Annotated in this window: 21 protein-coding genes and 1 tRNA gene; 9 read left to right on the top strand and 13 right to left on the bottom strand. The window is 64.8% G+C overall.

The features are described from left to right. Positions 1–316 precede the first annotated feature (316 nt). A complete protein-coding gene (locus VME63_RS01075; protein ID WP_325429372.1) occupies positions 317–649 on the bottom strand; it encodes a high-potential iron-sulfur protein in 333 nt (110 codons plus the stop codon). Positions 650–802: 153 nt separating this feature from the next. On the opposite strand from VME63_RS01075, the gene VME63_RS01070 reads away from it, so the two are divergent. The 4 genes from VME63_RS01070 to VME63_RS01055 all read left to right on the top strand — a co-directional run bounded on the left by VME63_RS01070 (position 803) and on the right by VME63_RS01055 (position 3,993). Next, positions 803–1,450: a methylthioribulose 1-phosphate dehydratase gene (locus VME63_RS01070; RefSeq protein ID WP_325429370.1), complete on the top strand. Its 648-nt coding sequence runs from the start codon at positions 803–805 to the stop codon at positions 1,448–1,450. Continuing rightward, positions 1,447–2,007, top strand: a complete 561-nt coding sequence (locus VME63_RS01065) for an acireductone dioxygenase (RefSeq protein WP_325429368.1) — start codon at positions 1,447–1,449, stop codon at positions 2,005–2,007. The genes VME63_RS01070 and VME63_RS01065 overlap by 4 nt, the downstream gene beginning before the upstream one ends. Before the next feature lie 260 nt (positions 2,008–2,267). Further along, positions 2,268–2,954, top strand: a complete 687-nt coding sequence (mtnC, locus tag VME63_RS01060) for an acireductone synthase (RefSeq protein ID WP_325429366.1) — start codon at positions 2,268–2,270, stop codon at positions 2,952–2,954. A gap of 7 nt (positions 2,955–2,961) precedes the next feature. After that, on the top strand, positions 2,962–3,993 hold the full coding sequence (locus VME63_RS01055) for a C13 family peptidase (protein ID WP_325429364.1): 1,032 nt from the start codon (positions 2,962–2,964) through the stop codon (positions 3,991–3,993). Between the two features lie 16 nt (positions 3,994–4,009). Here VME63_RS01055 and hisIE read toward each other — a convergent pair whose 3' ends face one another. Genes hisIE through VME63_RS01010 form a run of 9 tightly spaced genes read right to left on the bottom strand, consistent with a single transcriptional unit; the run spans position 4,010 to position 11,385 of the window. Beyond that, complete coding sequence (gene hisIE, locus VME63_RS01050; protein ID WP_325429362.1) at positions 4,010–4,627, bottom strand: bifunctional phosphoribosyl-AMP cyclohydrolase/phosphoribosyl-ATP diphosphatase HisIE; 618 nt, start codon at positions 4,625–4,627, stop codon at positions 4,010–4,012. Beyond that, positions 4,620–5,411: an imidazole glycerol phosphate synthase subunit HisF gene (gene hisF, locus VME63_RS01045; RefSeq protein WP_325429360.1), complete on the bottom strand. Its 792-nt coding sequence runs from the start codon at positions 5,409–5,411 to the stop codon at positions 4,620–4,622. Before hisF ends, hisIE begins: the two co-directional genes overlap by 8 nt. Further along, positions 5,405–6,133, bottom strand: a complete 729-nt coding sequence (gene hisA / locus VME63_RS01040) for a 1-(5-phosphoribosyl)-5-[(5-phosphoribosylamino)methylideneamino]imidazole-4-carboxamide isomerase (protein ID WP_325429358.1) — start codon at positions 6,131–6,133, stop codon at positions 5,405–5,407. The genes hisF and hisA overlap by 7 nt, the downstream gene beginning before the upstream one ends. Beyond that, positions 6,130–6,720 (bottom strand): imidazole glycerol phosphate synthase subunit HisH, encoded by a 591-nt coding sequence (hisH, locus tag VME63_RS01035; RefSeq protein WP_325429356.1) that lies wholly within the window; start codon positions 6,718–6,720, stop codon positions 6,130–6,132. Before hisH ends, hisA begins: the two co-directional genes overlap by 4 nt. Next, on the bottom strand, positions 6,717–7,784 hold the full coding sequence (hisB, locus tag VME63_RS01030) for a bifunctional histidinol-phosphatase/imidazoleglycerol-phosphate dehydratase HisB (RefSeq protein ID WP_325429353.1): 1,068 nt from the start codon (positions 7,782–7,784) through the stop codon (positions 6,717–6,719). Before hisB ends, hisH begins: the two co-directional genes overlap by 4 nt. Next, a complete protein-coding gene (gene hisC / locus VME63_RS01025) occupies positions 7,781–8,842 on the bottom strand; it encodes a histidinol-phosphate transaminase (protein WP_325429351.1) in 1,062 nt (353 codons plus the stop codon). Before hisC ends, hisB begins: the two co-directional genes overlap by 4 nt. Further along, positions 8,839–10,146 (bottom strand): histidinol dehydrogenase, encoded by a 1,308-nt coding sequence (hisD, locus tag VME63_RS01020; protein ID WP_325429349.1) that lies wholly within the window; start codon positions 10,144–10,146, stop codon positions 8,839–8,841. Before hisD ends, hisC begins: the two co-directional genes overlap by 4 nt. 13 nt (positions 10,147–10,159) lie before the next feature. Beyond that, a complete protein-coding gene (gene hisG / locus VME63_RS01015; protein ID WP_325429347.1) occupies positions 10,160–11,053 on the bottom strand; it encodes an ATP phosphoribosyltransferase in 894 nt (297 codons plus the stop codon). After that, positions 11,050–11,385, bottom strand: a complete 336-nt coding sequence (locus tag VME63_RS01010; RefSeq protein WP_325429345.1) for a YerC/YecD family TrpR-related protein — start codon at positions 11,383–11,385, stop codon at positions 11,050–11,052. Before VME63_RS01010 ends, hisG begins: the two co-directional genes overlap by 4 nt. Positions 11,386–11,517: 132 nt before the next feature. On the opposite strand from VME63_RS01010, the gene VME63_RS01005 reads away from it, so the two are divergent. Further along, a complete protein-coding gene (locus VME63_RS01005) occupies positions 11,518–12,141 on the top strand; it encodes a DUF998 domain-containing protein (RefSeq protein ID WP_325429343.1) in 624 nt (207 codons plus the stop codon). A gap of 6 nt (positions 12,142–12,147) precedes the next feature. Here the strand turns inward: VME63_RS01005 and VME63_RS01000 are convergent, their stop codons facing one another. Both VME63_RS01000 and hisS read right to left on the bottom strand, forming a co-directional pair. Further along, entirely contained in the window at positions 12,148–14,043 is a 1,896-nt protein-coding gene (locus VME63_RS01000; protein WP_325429341.1) for an aromatic amino acid ammonia-lyase, read from the bottom strand. A 142-nt stretch (positions 14,044–14,185) separates the two neighbouring features. Beyond that, positions 14,186–15,559 carry a histidine--tRNA ligase gene (gene hisS / locus VME63_RS00995; protein ID WP_325429339.1) on the bottom strand — a complete coding sequence of 458 codons (1,374 nt, stop codon included), beginning with the start codon at positions 15,557–15,559 and terminating at the stop codon, positions 14,186–14,188. A 162-nt stretch (positions 15,560–15,721) separates the two neighbouring features. Between hisS and VME63_RS00990 the strand changes: the two genes are divergently transcribed. Beyond that, positions 15,722–15,798: transfer RNA gene (locus VME63_RS00990), tRNA-Pro, on the top strand. A 159-nt stretch (positions 15,799–15,957) separates the two neighbouring features. Then, positions 15,958–16,419 (top strand): hypothetical protein, encoded by a 462-nt coding sequence (locus tag VME63_RS00985; protein ID WP_325429337.1) that lies wholly within the window; start codon positions 15,958–15,960, stop codon positions 16,417–16,419. Positions 16,420–16,426: 7 nt separating this feature from the next. Here VME63_RS00985 and VME63_RS00980 read toward each other — a convergent pair whose 3' ends face one another. Continuing rightward, entirely contained in the window at positions 16,427–17,167 is a 741-nt protein-coding gene (locus VME63_RS00980) for an ankyrin repeat domain-containing protein (protein ID WP_325429335.1), read from the bottom strand. Positions 17,168–17,510: 343 nt separating this feature from the next. Between VME63_RS00980 and VME63_RS00975 the strand changes: the two genes are divergently transcribed. Both VME63_RS00975 and VME63_RS00970 read left to right on the top strand, forming a co-directional pair. Further along, positions 17,511–18,791 (top strand): YadA-like family protein, encoded by a 1,281-nt coding sequence (locus tag VME63_RS00975; RefSeq protein WP_325429333.1) that lies wholly within the window; start codon positions 17,511–17,513, stop codon positions 18,789–18,791. A 53-nt stretch (positions 18,792–18,844) separates the two neighbouring features. Next, on the top strand, positions 18,845–19,282 hold a 438-nt coding region (locus VME63_RS00970; protein WP_325429331.1), incomplete at its 3' end, for a hypothetical protein.

Below are 19,282 nucleotides of genomic sequence, written 5' to 3'. Positions count from 1 at the left end.
GGATTTTTACGTAAATTGCTGATTTATATAAATAATTAAAACGGTCATCACAAATTTCCGATCGCGGTTCGCCCCACTCCGAACAACCGGAGTATCATCACCAGCCCGGGTTGATCACTTGGCAGTGGGCCCCGGATCGCGACCCGGCGCGTCAGGCGAGTCAGCTCCTCAGCCTGACGCGTCCGGGTAGCACCTTTTCAGCATTACCCCTTCGTTTTTTATCAAACGCCTGTCCCGTACAGGCGTTTTTCTTTTGCCCACAACACAAAGGCCGGCGCATGGCCGGCCTTTGCAAAAGGGTCCGATACCTGCCTCGTCAGGCTTGCCTGGCGGTGTGCGAGATGCACCAGCCCTTCGCGCTCACCGCTTTGCCGGGAAACAGCTGGCACGGGCCATAACCGGTCGGCGCGCCAGAATAAAATTGGCAATTGGCGCAGGTGTCGCCAACCTTGTGCCTGGGATTCTTGGTTGTGGTCGCATCTTCAACGTAACCCAGCGCCTTGGCGGTCGGGTCGGTCTCGGAAAGGTGCGGCAGATCGTCAGCGCGCGAGACGCGCGGCAACCCACCGACCAGAACAGCCGCCACGGCACCACCGGCAGCCAGCTTGAGGAAACGACGACGTGACGCGATATCTTCATGCCCGGACATAACAATCCTCATATCCCATGCGCGCGCCGCAGGATGCGGCGACCGCCGGCATCGTAACGCCGTCCGGCCGCTCCACCCGCTTTCGCGAATAGCTCGCATTTCCGTTTCTTCGCCCCATGTTATAGTCGTACTTCATTTGGACGTCCATTTACCATGAGCCAAGTCCTGCCCTCCACCATTCCCGCAACGCTTTTCCACGAGCGCGCAGATGCCATCGCCGCCGCCGCGCGCGAACTTGCACAGCATGGCTGGACGCCCGCGACCAGCAGCAATTTCTCCATGCGCGTGGACGCCGATCACGCTGCCATCACCATCTCCGGCCGCGACAAGGGCAAGCTCGGGCGCGACGACATCATGCTGGTGGACATGGACGGCAAAGCCGTGGGCACCGAATCGCGCCCGAGTGCGGAAACCGAACTGCATACCCAGGTATACCGGCGCTGGCCAGGCATCCATGCGGTGCTGCATACCCATTCGCGCACGCAAAGCGTCGCGTCCCGACTCTTTGCCAGGGATGGTGTGATCCGGCTGGAAGGGTGGGAACTGCAGAAAGCCATCCACGGCTTTGCTACCCACGAAAGCGTGCTGGACATTCCGGTCTTTCCCAATACCCAGCACATGCCCGAACTCGTGGCGCAGGTCGACGCCTTGCTCGACGCCGGCAAGCCCCTGCACGCCTATCTGATCAATGGCCACGGCATCTACACCTGGGGTCGCGACATGGCCGAGGCGCAACGCCATCTGGAAGCGCTGGAATTCCTGCTCGGCTGCGAACTCGATTTGAGGAGACTGAACGCATGAGCCGTCTGCGCATTTTCGATGTGGAACAACCGCAAACCCCAACCTCGGTGCACGAGGACCACGCGAGCATCGCGCGCGAGCTGGGCAAGGTCGGCGTGCGCTTCGAGCAATGGGAAGCCAGCCAGCCGGTTGCTCCCGGCGCCAGCCAGGATCAGGTGATTGCGGCCTACCGCAACGACATCGATCGGCTGATGGCCGAAGAGGGCTACCAGGCCGTGGACGTGATCAGCCTGACGCCCGACCACCCCGACCGTGCCGCCCTGCGCCAGAAATTCCTCAGCGAGCACACCCATAGCGAGGACGAGGTGCGCTTCTTCGTCGCCGGTGCGGGCCAGTTCACCCTGCATATCCAGGACAAGGTCTACGACGTGCTGTGCGAGCAGGGAGACCTGATCGGCGTGCCGGACGGCACCCGCCACTGGTTTGACATGAGCGAAGCGCCCTACTTCGTGGCGATCCGCCTGTTCACCAACAAGGAAGGCTGGGTGGCCAACTTCACCGGGTCCGACATTGCCGGACAGTTCCCCCGCATGAAGCCCCTGGCCACGGCCGCCTGAGCCGTCCAAGGCGTACCAGGGCGCGTTCCACGCCATCACCGTGGTCCGCGCCGCAGTTCGCCGCGCGCCAGCCAAGAGTAAGAGCGGAGGGGTGTCCGTCCGTAAACGGCCGAACCATGGGATCGAACGGCGGGCGAATAGACCCGATCGTTCGGGTGAACGGGCACCGGCTCCCCTATCTGGCTGATTTCAGTACCACTGCAACTTGCGCGCGACCGGGGGCAGGTTAAGCTTGGGAGCCCGCTCCCCTGACCGCCCCCATGACCGCCATACGCGCCATCGTTACCGACATCGAAGGAACCACCAGCTCCATCAGCTTCGTCAAGGACGTGCTGTTTCCCTATGCGCGCAAGCGGCTGCCCGCCTACATCGAGACCCATACCGATGATCCCGCGGTGCAGCATTGGCTGCACGAGGCCGCCAAGGAGGCCGGCCTGGTCGAGGCCACGCGCCAGGAAATCATCGAGCTACTGCTGCGCTGGATCGACGAGGACCGCAAATCCACCGCGCTGAAGGCCCTGCAGGGCATGATCTGGAAGGACGGTTACGAGGCCGGCGAGTACCGTGCCCACGTCTATCCCGAGGTTGCCGCCCGCCTGCGCGCATGGCGCGGCGACGGGCTGAACCTTTACGTGTATTCCTCCGGCTCCGTGCCGGCGCAGAAGCTGTTTTTCCGCTACAGCGAGGCCGGCGATCTCACGCCGCTGTTCGCCGGCTATTTCGACACCGAGACCGGTGCCAAGCGGGACAAGGCATCCTACCTTCGCATCGTCGAGGCGATCGGCGCGCGCCCGGAGCAGGTGCTGTTCCTCTCCGATATCGTGGAAGAACTGGATGCCGCCGCTGCCGCCGGCCTGCAGACAGGGTGGTTGCTGCGTTCGCCGTCAACGCCGCCTGCCCAACCCCGGCACACCGCCTACACCGACTTCGACGCCATCCAACCCTGAGCCCTCCATGCGCACCCTACTAACCGCCCTGCTCGCCTTCGCCGCCGGTGTGCTGCTGATGACGCTGGTCGGCCGGCATTCGCCTTCACACGTCGCTTCGGCCACCAACATGGCCTCCGGCGCCAGCACGGCAAACAACCCTGCGACTTCCAGCTCCAGCAGCGATTCGGACGACAGCAGCGACAGCAACGACAACTGGCCCAACCAAGGGCCCTCGCCAGAACAGGTCTTCTACGCCCAGCCAGGGATGATGCACACAGCCTTGTCGCAGCTGGGCCCGCGCGTGCCCGGCAAAACCAACCTTTACCTGCTCACCTTCGCCGGCGACGGCGGCGAGGACGTGTTCCGCAACGAAGCCGAATACGCCGCGCAACTGTTCACCAAGCGCTTCGGTCCGACCGCACATGCGCTGGTGCTGGAAAACAACCCCACCACCTTGCAAACCCATCCGCTGGCGGACTGGAGCAACCTGGAAAGCGCACTCGACGGTCTCTGGACTGTGATGAAGCCGGACCAGGACATCCTGGTGCTGTACCTGACTTCGCATGGCGACGAGGATCACAACCTGCTGGTCGACATGGATCCGCTGCCCTTGGATCAGATCGGCGCCCCCGATCTTGCCGGCATCCTCAAGAAGCATCCGTTCAAGTGGAAGGTGGTGGTGGTAAACGCGTGCTATTCCGGCGGCTTCATTCCGGATCTGCACAGCGCGGGCACGCTGGTGCTGACTGCCGCGCGCACCGATCGCAGTTCATTCGGCTGCGGCAGCGACTCGGATATCACCTACTTCGGCAAGGCATGGCTGGTCGACGCCATGAACCGCACCGACGATTTCGTCGACGCGTTCCAGTACGCGAAAACCGACATCGAAGGCTGGGAAAAGCAGGACAAGCTCACGCCATCCGAGCCGCAGATCAATATCGGCGAAGGCATCGTGCAGCAACTGGCAATGTGGCGGCGAGACGTCAAACCCGGCGCGGCGGTGCCGTTCGCGCCACCGCCGGCATCGGCGAGCAGCGCGCCCGCAGCCGCCCAGTGAGTTCGACGCAACGCGTTTAACCATGCCGCGCGGCAAGCACGCGCACGATATCGTCCAGGCCCAGGCCGCGTGCGCGCAACAACACGGTGAGATGGAAAACCAGATCGGCCGCTTCGCCCAATAACTCCTCATCGCCCTGCACCACCGCGGCAAGCGCCGTCTCGACACCCTCCTCGCCCACCTTCTGCGCGATGCGGCGCGTACCGTCCTTGAACAATTGGGTGGTGTAGCTGCCTTCGGGCAGCTGTGCCTTGCGGCTGGCAACCAGGGCATCGAGCTCGGCCAGAAACCCCAGCGGAGGCCTGGCAGCATCGCCGAAGCAACTGCGGGTGCCAAGATGACAGGTCGGACCATTGGGTTGGGCCTGCACGAGCAATGTGTCCGCATCGCAATCGATGCGGATCGACTTGAGCTGCAATACATGGCCGGAGCTTTCGCCCTTGGTCCACAGACGCTGCTTGCTGCGGCTATAGAAGGTCACCTGGCCCAGTTCCTGCGTGCGCGCCAGCGCCTGGGCGTTCATGTAGCCGAGCATCAGCACTTCCCCACTCAGCCAGTGCTGCACGATGGCAGGCAGCAATCCATCCGACTTGTTCCAGTCCAGACGGCTGAAATCATGGGTGATGTCATGCATGTTCGGCGCACTCCTGCAGGCGAACCACCACGCCCTGCTGCTGCAGGTACCGTTTCAATGGGGGTATCACGATGGCTCCGCTGTGAAAGACACTGGCGGCAAGCGCGCCATCGACGTGCGCCTGCATGAACGCATCGCCAAAGTGTTCCATCGCACCGGCACCACCCGACGCGATCAAGGGAACGCGACAAACAGCCCGTACCTGACTGAGCTGCGGCAGATCGTAACCTTTGCGCACCCCGTCGCTGTCCATGCAGTTGAGCACGATCTCACCGGCACCGCGTCGCTGTACCTCGATTACCCAGTCGATCGTTCGCCGGGCCAGCGAACGCGTCTTGGACGGATCGCCCGTGTACTGGCGCACGCGCCATTCGCCATCGGCGTCGCGCATCGAATCGATGCCTGCCACCACGCATTGCACGCCAAATGCGTCCGCCAATTCGTCCACCAGTTCGGGGCGTTCCAGCGCGGGCGAGTTCACCGAGATCTTGTCGGCGCCCGCATGCAGCACCGCGCGTGCTTCTTCCACGGAGCGAATGCCTCCGGCCACGCAGAACGGGATATCGATCACGCGCGCCACACGCTCCACCCAGCCGCGATCGACACTGCGTCCCTCGGGGCTGGCGGTGATGTCATAGAACACCAGTTCGTCGGCGCCTTCGTCGCGGTAGCGCAAGGCGAACTCGACGATTTCGCCCATCACGACATGATCGCGGAAACGCACGCCCTTGACGACTTTGCCATCGCGCACGTCCAGGCAGGGAATGATGCGGCGACTCAGCATGTCAACGCGTCCTGTAGCGTGAAACGCCCTTCCAACAGCGCGCGGCCGAGAATCACCCCGCGCGCGCCGGCATCGCGCGCGGCGCGGATATCGTCCAGCGAACGCACTCCGCCCGACGCCTGCACCGCGAGCTGCGGCGCGAGCTGCGCCAGATGCCGGTACAAATCCAGATTGAAGCCGGCCAGCATGCCGTCGCGCTCGATATCCGTGCACAACAGATGACGCGCTCCTTGTGCGGCGTACCACGGTGCCAGTTCGTCGAGCGTGCGTGTCTCATCCTCGGTCCAGCCTGCGCTGGGCAGGCTCCAGCGGCCATCGCGCCGGCGGGTATCCAGGGCGATGGTAAAGCGTTCGGCGCCATGAGTTTTTAGCCATGCGGCGACTCGCTCCGGTTCACGGATCGCAACGCTGCCAACCACCACGCGCGACACGCCCGCGTCCAATAACCGCTGCACGTCTTCTTCCGCGCGTACACCGCCGCCCGCCTGCACGCGCATGCCGGCCTTCGCCAGCGATGCAATCACCGCCAGGTTGGCCAGGTCGCCCGAACGCGCGCCATCCAGGTCAACCACATGCAACCAGCTTGCGCCGGCGTCGGCATAGTGCGTGGCGATGTGCTGCGGATGCTGCGCGTAACGAGTTTCCTGCGCGTAATCGCCTTGCCGCAGGCGGACCACCTGGCCGCCGCGCAGATCGATGGCGGGTATCACGTCAAAAGTCATAGTTCGAGGAAGTTCTTCAATAATTTGGCGCCGACGCGCGCCGAGCGCTCCGGGTGAAACTGCATGCCATGGAAATTGCCCTGGGCGATGACTGCGGAAAAACCGCCGCCGTAATCGGCGCTGGCCAGCGTGTAATCGCCCAGAGGAACGGCATAGCTGTGCACGAAATACGCCCAGTCGCCTTCTTCCAGATGGTCGGTCAGCGGATGGGCGGCCACTGGCGAGAGACGATTCCAGCCCATGTGCGGAACGCACAGACCGGGCGCCTCCACGAAGCGCGACACCTTGGCCGCAATGACGTCCAGGCACGGCGTATCGCTTTCGGCCGAATGCGTGCACAGCAGCTGCATGCCCAGGCATACGCCAAGCACCGGTTGTGTCAGCGCGCGGATCGCCTCGACCAGGCCAAGCTCGCGCAATCGCGCCATGCCCGGCCCGGCCGCACCCACGCCGGGCAGGATCACTTTGTCGGCCATCCGGATCTGCGCCACATCGGAGGTCAGCGATGCATCCACGCCCAGCCGTTGCAAGGCGTAGCGCACCGAGCCGATGTTGGTACCGCCGGCATCGACCAGGACCACGCTCACGACAGCATCCCCTTGGTACTGGGCAGTTCGCTGCCTTCGCGGCGAATCGCCTGGCGCAGCACGCGCGCGGTGACCTTAAAGCACGCCTCGACCATGTGATGCGCGTTATCGCCCTTCACCGACAAGTGCAGATTGGCGCCCAAGGTGTCGCATAAGGAGCGAAAGAAATGCGGTACCAGTTCGGTGGGAATGTCACCGACTCGTTCGCGCGTAAATGCACCGTCGAAAACCAGGTAGGGACGACCGGAAAGATCCAGCGCGGCACTGGCAAGCGACTCGTCCATCGGCAAGGTGAATCCATAGCGGCCGATACCGCGTTTGTCGCCCAATGCCTGACGCAAAGCCTGGCCCAGCGCCAGCGCGCAGTCCTCAATGGTGTGATGTTCGTCCACCTTGGTATCGCCATCGCAGTCAATCCGCAGGGCGAAGCCGCCGTGCTTGCCGATCTGCTCAAGCATGTGATCGAAGAAGCCAAGACCCGTGTGCACCACCGGTTCAGCGGGACGATCCAGATCCACGCGCACGGTAATGCGCGTTTCCTTGGTATGGCGCACCACTTCGGCCACGCGCGGACGGTCCAGCAGTTGATGCGCGACGTCGTCCCAACCGATGCCGTCGCGGCCGACGCGAAAGCCGCGCACGCCCAGATTGGCGGCAAATTGCAGATCGGTTGGGCGATCGCCCACCATCGCCGACTCGGCGCGGATCCAGCTGTCGTCAGCGAGGTAGGAGCGCATCATGCCGATGCCGGGTTTGCGCGTATCGAGGCCTTCGTGCTGGAAGCTGCGATCGATCAGCACCTGGCGAAACCGGATGCCTTGCGAGGCGAGGATGCGCAGCATCAAATCGTGCGGGCCGTCGAAATGCGCCTGCGGAAACCGCTCGGTGCCCAGGCCGTCCTGGTTGGTCACCATCACCAGCTCATAGCCTGCCGCCACGATGCGCTGCAGGGCCGCGACAACACCCGGCAGCAGCGAAAGCTTCTCGTAGCTGTCGATCTGCTGGTCGGCGGGTTCCTCGATCAGGCAGCCGTCGCGGTCGACGAAAAGAATCTTTCGGCTCATGCCCTGGCCTCGCTCAGCACGGTAAGCACGCGCGCATTTTCCTCCGGTGTACCCATGGTGATGCGCAATGCGTCTTCCAGTTGGCGATAACGACGAATATCGCGCACCACGATGCCGGCCTGCAGCAGGCGCTGATATACGGTTCCTGCGTCGTCGAAGCGGACGGCCAGGAAATTGGCGTCCGACGGCATCACCTCGCGAACGCCCGGAATCCTGGTCAGCGCACTGCGCATGATCGCGCGCTGTTCGCGCACGATCGCCACGTTTTCGCGCGCCGTGGCCTGTCCCGCTGGCGCCAGTTCCGCCAGCGCCGCTGCCACGCAAGGAAGCGGTAGCGGATAGGGCGGCATGATGCGGCGAATCAGGGCGATGACATCAGGATGGGCCAGCAGACTGCCAATGCGCGCACCCGCCAGCGCCCAGGCTTTGGACAAGGTGCGCAGGACAGCCAGGTTTTCGTAACGGTCGATCAGATTGGCCACGCTTGGCTGATCGGAAAATTCCACATACGCCTCATCCACCACCACCAGCGCCCTTCCAGCCAGTTGTGCCGCAAGATGTTCGATGTCCGCGCGCGGAATCGAGCGGCCGCTCGGATTATTCGGCGTGCACAGAAATATCAACTTGACCGCGGGCGTTACGGCAGCGAGCAGCGCTTGCGCGTCGACACTGAAATCCGCCTTGAGCGGCACTTCGATCACCGCCGCGTTCTGGATGCGCGCGCTGACCGCGTACATGCCGAAGGTCGGCGGCTGGATCAGGATGGCATCCGCGCCGGCCCGGCAGAAAGCGCGCACCAGCAGATCGATCGCCTCGTCGCTGCCGCGCCCCACCCATAGCTGCTCGTGCTTGACGCCATACAGTTGCGCCAGCGCCTGCACGAGCGCTGCCGGTTGCGGATCGGGATAGCGATTGCAGCCCAGCCCCATATCGCCGACCGGCTGCCACGCCGATTCATTCGCGTTGAGCATGATCTGGCCGCCACCGGCCTCCATCCGAGCGGAGGAGTACGGCTGCAGCGTGCGGATTTCCGGCCTGGCAAGATCCAGCACGCTCATAGCCGCACACCCAATGCCGCCAGGCGCAAGGTCACCGCGCGGCGGTGCGCTTCCAGTTGTTCGGCCGCTGCCAGTGTTGCCGTGCATGGGCCGATGGCGCGCAGGCCATTGGGATCGACTTCTTGCACAGTGATCTGCTTTTGATAGCTGGCCACGGAAACGCCGCTGTAGCTGCGTGCATAGCCGTACGTTGGCAATACGTGGTTGCTGCCGCTGCAATAGTCGCCGACGGACTCCGGCGTCCAGGCACCGACGAACACCGAACCCGCACTTTGGACAAGATCGAGCAGGCTGCGTGCCGCCGCCGTCTGTAAAATAAGGTGCTCCGGCGCATAGCGATTGCTGACTTCGATCGCCTGCGCAAGCGACTGGACCTCGATCAGACGGCTCTGCGCCAGCGCCTGTTCCGCGATGGCCCCGCGCGGCAGCTCCGCGCATTGCCGCGCCACTTCGGCGGACACCTTGTCGAGCAGGCTCGATGATGGACTGACCAGGATCACCTGCGAATCGGGACCATGCTCGGCCTGCGACAGCAGATCGGCCGCCACGAATACCGGATTGGCTTGCGCATCGGCAACCACCAGCACCTCCGACGGGCCGGCCGGCATATCGATCGCCGCGCCATCGGGATCGCCCGAGACTTGCAGCTTCGCTTCGGTCACCCACGCGTTGCCCGGACCGAACAGCTTGTCGCAACGCGGCACGCTCTCGGTGCCATAGGCCATGGCGGCAATTGCCTGCGCGCCGCCGAGCTTGAACACCCGGTGCACGCCCACTTCGCGTGCGGCGAACAGCACGGCTTCATCGCAGGTACCATCCGCGCGGGCCGGGGAGCAAAGCACCACTTCGCGACAACCGGCGATGCGCGCGGGCACGCCCAGCATCAGCGCCGTGGAAGGCAATGGCGCGCTGCCTGCCGGTACATAAAGCCCCACGCGCTGAATCGGACGCAGTACACGCTCGACCCTTACGCCGGTGGCCGTATCCACGGCAACGGCCTGCGGCGCACCTGCGCGGTGAAAGGCCTCGATGCGCCCGGCCGCCTCGCGGATCGCCGCTTTCAGTTGCGGAGCGAGCTTTGTCTCGGCCGCGGCGAATTCAGCGTCATCGACCTCAAGCCTCTCAAGCGCGCACTGGTCGTAGCGAGCGGAAAGTTCGCGCAGGGCTGCGTCGCCGCGTTCGCGTACTTGGGCGATGATCTGTTGGACACGGTGCCGCCGCTCTTCCGCCCGGGATTGCGCGGGCCTTGCCAGTGCGGTGCGACGCGACGGTTCGTCCAGAGTATTCCAGGAAATTCGTTTCATTCAAGCCAACTCGTTACGCAAGCATTTTTTCCACCGGCAACACGAACATCTCGCGCGCACCGGCTTTCTTGATTTCTTCCAATTGCCGCCAGCTCACTTCGCCGGCGCACAAGGCCTGCAGCATCAGCTGGTCCGGTTGCCCGGCCACCGGCAGCAGCGTCGGCTGCGGGCCGCCCGGCAACAGCCGGGTGACGGCATCCAGCGACGTGCGAGAGGTTTGCAGCAGCAGCAGGCGCGATTCGCGCACCTGGATCACGCCATCCAGGCGCTTGAGCAGCAGCTCGATCATGTCGCCGCGCTCGTCGGTGGGCAGCGACTCCGGACCGGCCAGCACGGCCTCGCTTTGCAACAGCACTTCGGTTTCGCGCAGCTGATTGGCGACCAGCGTGCCGCCGCTTTGCACCAGATCGCAGATGACATCGGCCGTGCCCAGCTTGGGTGCGATTTCCACCGAACCTGCCAGCGTCACCACGGCGGCGTTGACGGCCTGCGCGTTGAGCCACCCATTGAGCAAGGCAGGATAAGAGGTTGCAATGCGCAGGCCATCCAGATCGCGTGGCTGGCTGTAATGCATGTCATGCGGCACGGCGATGGACAGGCGGCAGCGACCGAAGCCCAGCGGACGCCACTCGGTCAGCATGGCGGCGGCATTCGTCGCGGCACCCTTGAATTCGTCCAGCACGTTGCGGCCGACGATGCCCAGATCGCACACGCCTTGTGCGATAAGGCCGGGGATGTCGTCATCGCGAACCAGCAGCAGGTCCACCGGTTCGCCTTCCCCAAAACAGAACAGCTTGTCACGGCTCTGGCGGAAGGTGAGCCCGCAACGTTTGAGCAGATCCAGCGCGGGCTCGGTCAGGCGCCCTGACTTCTGCATGGCAATGCGCAGACGATCGCGCGGTTTCATGCCCGCACCCGTTTGGCCGTGGCGCGACTGCGCGCCGCGCGTGCCCCGGCGGCAAGATACCCGCCGCTGCCTTGATTCAGATAGCGCGCCACGCGGCCGATGGTGGTGATGCTGACGGCGGTGCGCTCGTGAATCTCGCGATACGACACGCCTTCAAGCAGATATGGCACCACCCGCCAGCGATCGACCAGCACTTCCAACTCGGCGGGTGTGCACAGGTCGTTGAGGAACGCGTCCATCTCTTCCACGTTTTTCATGGATAGCAAGGCGCGGCACAGACTGATCTTGGCGGATTCGTCCGGCGTTTCGGGATCGATCGATCGACGTTTCATAATGTGCTAATGCGTTAATACAATGGAACACATGATACGACACCGGGACGCGCTCGGCAAGCTTGCCATCCCTCCGTACAATACCCAGCCGGGGCAAAGACTTGCGCCCCCTCTCCACCACAGGTCGGTACCATGAACGCCATCGGAAGGTCTTGGGCTATCCGCGCATTGGCCGGCTTGATGCTGCTGGCCGTACTTGCCTTTCTGGGCGTCTGCACGGCAGCACAGTTCTGGCGCACCGACCTGAACTGGATCCGGATTCCGCTTAGCACTTATCTGTACGGCCCCGGCAGTGTCTGCGTGCAGGTGGTCTACTACCTGATGTCGCTGGCCCTGCTCGGCTTTGCCTGGGCGAGTTTTCACGCCACCGCCGCCTCGCTACGCAGCGGACTGGCCGCAACGTTGTTCGCGGCGGCGGGATTGATCTTGCCGGTGGTGGCGGCGACCGAACTGTTCCGGCAGACCAGGCTCGGCGATCTGGCCCGCACGATCCACCAGGTCGCCTCGCCCGCGACGTTTCTGTGGCTTAGCTTCGCGATGCTGTTGCTGTCCAGCCGCTGGCTTGGCGACCCGCGCATGAAAAAAGGCGGCCGCGCAGGCGTCGTGCTTGCCTGGGCGGCCACCTCGGTACTGTGGTTTCAGGTTTTGGTGCCGGGGCTTCCCAACGGCTTGTGGGAGAAACTGGCGATCGTGCTGATCCTGCTCTGGCTGGGCTGGGCGGCGTTGTGCGTGATGCGCGCCGCCCGCCCGGCGTGAGCTTGTTTAGGTGCTGGGGAAAAGGCGTTTTTGCACCAGCTCACAAACGGTGCGCACGTCGCCGTCCATCGCGCGGTCGCGATGCATGAAGCCGATGTGGCCGCGCAAGGTATCGTACGCCTTGCGCACCGCGCCGCCCGCGTGGAAATCGCCGACGCCGGCCAGCGCCGCCGTCAACTGCTTCACTTCCTCGACGAACTGCGCGTAGTGCGGGTTGTCTTCGCGCGGCGCATTGGCGACTTTCGATGCCAGCGCCTGCCAATCGCCGCGCGCGGCGAGGCGGCGGGCGGCGTTGAGCATTTCCTGGCGATAGTCCAGCGCCTGCGCGGCGGTGTACAGCTCCAGCGCCAGCACGTGGCTGAGGTCTTCGGTCATCTCCAGCACGTGGCGCGCTTCGTTGGCGCCCATCGAGACATGGTCTTCGGCATTCGCGCTGGTCGGCACGGAATACACGCTGGCCGGATGCGCGCGGGTGGCAAGGTCGTTGACCAGCGCCGCGGCGGTGTACTGCACGATCATGAAGCCCGAATCGGTGCCGTCCTCGTTGCCGGTAAGGAAGGCCGGCAGGCCGTCATTGGTGGCCGGATCGACCAGCTTGTTGAGGCGCCGCTCGGAGATCGACGCCAGCACCGGAATGGCCGCCTTTACATAACTCATCGCCAGCGCCAGCGGCATGCCGTGGAAGTGGCCGGCGGAAATCACCTGCTCCTCGATGTGCTGGGCATCGGTGTTGTCGGGGAAAATCAGCGGGTTGTCGGTCACCGCATTCAGCTCGATGTCGATCACGCGGCAGGCCTGCGCCCAGGCATCACGCACCGCACCGTGCACCTGCGGCATGCAGCGCAGGCAGTATGCGTCCTGCGGCTGGTGTTTTTTTCCGCCCTTGAACGGCAGGAAGCGGCTGTAGAACGCCTCGCGGCCATGGCGCTGGTTGGCGGGTACCCAGTCCCAGCCGATGTCGAAGCTCAGCGCCTGATCCTGCGGCGTACTCCACGCCTCGGCACTCCACTGGCGAAAACGCGGCACCAGGTGGTACGGGATATCGACCAGGGTTGAACCCTGCAACAGTTCGCGCACATGGTCGGCCGTCTGCACCTGTCCCGGATGCGGGCGCAGGGCATGCACGTCGGCGCGCAATGCACCGCTGCGGCCAGCGAACGCATCCAGCGTCATCGATGCCGCGAGATCTGCCACGCCAAGCAGATATTCCAGCGTATCGAGCGCTAGCGCCGCGGTGGCCAGCATCTGCGCCGTGCCGTTGTTGAGCGCCAAGCCTTCCTTGAACGACAGGCGGATCGGCTGCAGCCCGGCGCGTTGCAGCGCCTGGGCACCGGGCAGACGCTCGCCCTTGTAGAACGCCTCGCCGCCACCGAGCAGCACGATGGCCAGGTGCGACAGCGGCGCCAGGTCGCCGCTCGCGCCGACCGAGCCTTTTTCCGGCACCACCGGAATCACATCGTGGTTGAGCAGCGCGGTGAGCGCCTGGAGCGTTTCCACGCGAATGCCCGAATGCCCGCGCATCAGGGTATTGATGCGGATCACCAGCATTGCGCGCACGACTTCGGCGGCAAACGGCTTGCCCACGCAAACCGCGTGGGTGGTGATGAGGTTGTGCTGCAGCTCTTCCAGCAGCGTGCCTTCGGGCTTGTGCGGATTGCCGCCGGGCAATTCGTCGCGCAGGCGATAGGCGCCGAGCAGCTTGTCGGCATTGCTGCCAAAACCGGTGGTGACACCGTAGGTAGGTTCGCCGCAGCTCACCTTGTCGGCCAGGAAATCGGCCGCGCGCTTGACGCGCTCCAACTGCGAAGGATCGAGCCGCACGCCATATCCTTGGCGGGCGACGGCGACGAGTTGTTGGCGGCTGAGGCTATTGCCATCCAGCAGGATCGAATTGGCGGTCATGCGTACTCCGTGCCCTCGCAGGCATTGTGTTATTGATCGCATTGACGATGGGGACGTCGTCAATGCGTCCGCTGATTTTTTGGGGCAACCGCGCTCGCAACCCATGTGTGCGTTGACGCGATTACGTCATCGGCTTTACCGGTCAGCTGCCGATTTCCGCCTGCGCCAGTTCGACGCGCAACGTCTTGATCAGTTCCCCGCGTGCAACCTCGAACTGGTCTTCGCGCCGCAGATCCTTGACCGTCACCACATTCTTGGCTATTTCATCCTCGCCCAGCACGATGACGAAGCGAATGCCTGCACGATCGGCATACTTGAACTGCTTGCCGAGCTTGCCGCCGTCCAGCACCACTTCGGTGGCGATGCCCGCCGCGCGCAATTCGCCGGCCAGCGCGAGATAGGCCGGCATCTGCGCGGCATCCATCTGCGTGATGAGCACATCCACCGTGCTGCGCGCGGTATTGACCAGGCCCGCATCGCGCAGCTGCCAGTACAGGCGCGTAAGGCCGATCGAGATGCCTACACCCGGCAGGTGCGACTTGGTGTACTGGCCGGCCAGGTTTTCGTAGCGGCCGCCGGAACAGATCGAGCCGATCTGCGGATGATCGTTGAGCGTGGTCTCGTAGACGGTACCGGTGTAGTAGTCGAGCCCGCGCGCAATGGACAGGTTCAGCGCGTAGTGACTTTCCGGCACGCCGAAGGCATGGATGAGGTTCAGCACGTCCTTCAGCTCGATACGACCCTGCTCCATCAACGCCGGACCCTCGCCCAGCGCGTCGAGCTTGTCCAGCGCATCCTGCAGCGAGGTCGAGCGCACCTGCACGAAGTCGAGGATCTTCTGTGCCGCCTGCGCGCTGAGCGCGAAACCTTCGCCGGTCAGCGTCTGGCGCACATAGTCGGCGCCGCGCTTGTCCAGCTTGTCCACTTCGCGCAACACCAGGGTCTGCTGCTCCGGATCGGTGACGCCCAGGCTTTCGAAATAACCGCGCATCAGCTTGCGGTTGTTCAACTGGATGGTGAACGCGCCGATGTTCAGTTCGCGGAACACGCTATAGATCACCGCCGGCAACTCGGCATCGTAGCGGGTGGACAGGCTGTCCTTGCCGATCACGTCGATGTCGCACTGGTAGAACTCGCGGAAACGGCCGCGCTGCGCGCGCTCGCCGCGGTAGACGCGCTGCATCTGGTAGCGGCGGAATGGGAAGCTGAGGTCGTGCTCGTGCTCGGCCACGTAGCGGGCAAGCGGCACGGTGAGGTCAAAGCGCAAGGCGAGCTCCGGCTTTTCACCCTGTTCCAGCGCGCCGGTGGACTGCACGAAATACACCTGGCGCTCGGTCTCGCCGCCGGTCTTGGTCAGCAGCACGTCGGAATATTCGATCACCGGCGTCTCCACCGGCAGGAAACCGAAGCGCTCATAGTTGCGACGGATCACGTCGAGCATGCGCTGGAAAGCGATCTGGTCGAGCGGAAGCAGCTCGAGCACGCCGGGCATGGTACGGGCCGGGGTAAGCGCCATGGAATCCTCTGCTAGCAAAAGAAAAATGCCGGGCGACGGCAGCCGCATAGCGTAGCAGATGCACCCATCTGCCCTACCCGCCGGCAAGCGCGCATACCCGCTCCCGCCAGGGCCGGCCCTGTTGCCAAGCTCCTTGTGGCCCGATAAGATACGCGGCTCCCACGGGGTGTAGCTCAGCCTGGTAGAGCGCTACGTTCGGGACGTAGAAGTCGCATGTTCGAATCATGTCACCCCGACCAATCGAAAGACCCAAAGAACCCTGAAAAACAGCCGTTTTTCGGGGTTTTTTGTACTCAGAGTCCGGACCGGCCAAACGCACCGAAACGCTCGGTTTTGCCCTCAAATCCACCTCTTGTGTCCCCGGCCGTGTCCCCGACACCCGCTGTTACACTGCTCCCATGAGCACGTTGGACATCCTCCGCGAGCGCTTTCCCGGTCGCGTCGCCCTCACGCCCAAAGAGATCGCGCAAGCGATTCATGGCGACGCCGCTGCCACCAAAAAACGGGTCGAATCGATCCGGGAAAAACTCGACGCCGGAACGCTGATCCCCGGCATCCGAAAAGGCAAAGGGGAGAAGCGGTGGCTGGTTCCGATCGACGCGTTGGCGCGCGCCCTCGACGAGCGAAGCCGCCCCGATGATCGCCCTGTTCTTCCTCCCGCGCTGGTCCCGGTCGGCCGCCGATCGCGCATGACCAACATTGGTCCGCGCATGTTGAAGTGGATGGAGCGCAGTCGGGTCGTCCTGCAGGATATTTTGTCGGAAGTGAGCGCGCTCGTCAGCCTGGATGAGGCCGCCATACTTCAGGGTGTTGCGGACCTGACCTCCGATCACCCGCGAAAACGCGGGCCGATCATGTGAGCCCCGCTCACACGGCCATCAGTTCCAGCGCCATCCGCCGCTCCTCGGCTTGATCGCGCTCCAGGATCCGCTGCAGCCGCGCCGCCCGCGCCGGCGCCCCGAGGGTGGTGGCCGCGGCCACGGCGTCGGCAAGTTGGGTGTGCGCCCCGCCCCGGAACATCAGGTCATCCAGAAGTTCGTCGGTCGCGTGCACCTCGACGGCCAGGAGCAGAGGGGACCGGTCGAACCGGTCTTGTTTGAGGGACGTCTGGATGCTGTCGGGGTGCTCCAAGAGGGCCCGCACGATTGAGCGCTGGCCGCGCGCCACGGCTTCGTGCAGGCAGGTTCCGCCGCGCGCCTGCCACCGGCCCGGCAGAGCGCCCCTATTAATAAGGTATCGGACCCGCTCCCCGGCCGCTGAGGTTTCGGCGTTGTCGGCCGGGGTGGCCGCAATGAGGGCCTCGAGGTCGGCCTGCGCCTCCTCCTGGTCGGGCTGCACCTGGATCAGGTGGCCCTGCAGGATGTGCTCGGGCGTGCGCCCGACCAGGTCCGCGATGTTGGGATCGGCCCAGTGGTCCAACAAGGTTTGCATCGCTACGGCCTGCCCGCGCTCGGCGGCGATCAGGAGCGCGGTGCGTCCGAGGTGGTCGGTCTCGTCGATCGCCCGCCGTCCATCGGCGGTGGCCAGCAACACAGCGAGGATGTCGGCATGGCCCTGGTGCGCGGCCCACCGTAGGGCGTCACCGAAGGAGGAGGGCAGTGTGGGCATCGTCGGCTCCGGCGCGTGACGGGTGTCGTCAACACATACCGCTGATCGGCCGAAACGCCATGGGAGCCGCGTGTGGCCAACCGGGTGTCTTGCGGCACCGGCCAAGCCTGCTACGTTGGATGTGGGCCGGCTCAACACACGACGTCCTCGTCCGCTTGGTTCCCGGACGAAACTGGGGTGACACCGCGGGGTGCGCCGCCCATTGGAAACCCCCTCCTCCCGGCGGGGGTTTCTCTTTTGGATCGTTAGCCCACGCCAGCACATGCGGCCCTGACCGCAAGCCTTGACGCCGCGTCGGAATCTGCTTGGCTGGATGGATCCCCTCCCCTGGAACCACCCCGTCATGAACGTCCTTCGTCGATCTCTTGTGTGCGCCGGTCTGCTGGCGCTGCTCGCCCCCACCGCGCTGCTGGCGCAGACAACGGGGACCAACTCGTACGCCGCCGGCGGCGCGGTCGCGCCGGGCACCAACGCGGTGGGCATCGGCAACGGCGCGGCGGCCAACGGGTTTCAGTCCACCGTGGTGGGCGCGAACTCCACGGGAAATGGGTTCGACGACTCGGTGTTCGGCGTCAACAACAACGTCAACGGCGGGGGAACGCTGACCAACGGCCTGGACGGCGCCAGCGTGTTCGGCAACAACAACACCGTGTCGGCCTCCGGCGCCGTGGTGATGGGGTCGGGCAACACCAACACCGGCACCAACAGCGTCCTCATCGGCACCGGCTCCACGACCAACGCCGCGAACACGATCCTGCTCGGCCAGGGCGTCAACGTGCAGGGCGCCGGCGGCATTGGCATTGGGACCGGTGCGCAGGTTGGCACCGGTGGTGGTCTCGCGATCGGTGCCAACGCTTCGGCCGACAACGGGTGCTCCGCCATCGGGTCCCTCGCCGCCTGCAATCAGGCCGACACACTGTCGGTCGGCAACGCCGGGCTCGGTTTCACCACGCGCATCACCAACGTCGCGGCGGGTGTCGCTCCCAACGACGCGGTCAACGTCTCGCAGTTGACCGGCGCGCTGGGCATTTTCGGCAGCGGCGCGGGCATGAACTCCGGGGCCATCGTCAACCCGAACTACACCTTCGGCGCGCATTCCTTCAACAACGTCGGCGCGGCGTTGAACTTCCTCTACGGGCTGGACGGCACCACGTCGACCGGACCGACGGGCCCGGTGTCGAGCACCGATCCGAACGCGGTGCACTACGACGACAGCACCGATTCCACAGTGACGCTGCAGGGCGCGAACGGCACCACCATCACCAACGTGGCCCCCGGCGTCATTTCGCCGACCTCGACGGATGCCGTGAATGGGGCGCAGTTGTACGGTGCGGTGCGCCAGTCCGAAAACTGGGCCAAGGCGTACACGGATCAAGCGGTGTCGGGTCTCAACGACCGCATCTCCCGCGTCATGGCGGCCAGCGCGGCCTCCGCGTCCATGGCCTCGAACTTCCGAGAAATGCCCAACTCCTTCGCCGTGGGCTTGGGTCTGTCCGGTGGGCACAACGGCATCGCGGTGGGCTACCGCCACATCTCCGAGAGCAAGGCGGTGTCCTGGTCCATCCAGGGCGCGATCGCCGGCAGCGAGCGCTCCATTGGGGTCGGCATCGGCTACGGCTGGTAATCGCTGACGCTGCGGCTCCGGTGTGACCACCGGGGCCTTAGTGGGAGATCCGCATGGCAGGAACGCCCTACGGCCGCTCGGAGAAGTACCACCGGCGGGAGCGATTCCTGTACGCGCTGGTGTTCGATGACGTGCGGAGGTTCGTCTACATCGGCCAGTCCGTGGATCCCGATCGGCGCTTCGCGCAGCACTGCGCCCACGGCTGGGGGAAGCGGCCGTTCCACATGGTCGTGCTCGGCTCCATGTGGGGCACACAGGCCGAGGCGGAGGATTGGGAGCACGCGTACCGGCAGGCGGCGGCGTGGTGGCGCTGGGGCGTGTACGCGCTGCCACCGGGCATTGTGATCCGGCGCGTCGCACGGCAAATGACGCCGCGCCGGACGCGCCTGGCGTGGCGGCTGTGGTGGGGGTTTGCCGGCGCGCTCAAGCACGGCCGTCGGGTGGTGCGGCCGATGCCGACGCCGCCCCGCAAGCGCCGCTGGTGGTGGCCG

Origin of the sequence: Dyella sp. (genome assembly GCF_035503745.1) — a bacterium.
GTDB lineage: Bacteria > Pseudomonadota > Gammaproteobacteria > Xanthomonadales > Rhodanobacteraceae > Dyella_B.
The sequence above is the reverse complement of the archived record's forward strand: the minus strand, read 5'-3'. Positions and strand labels throughout refer to the sequence as shown.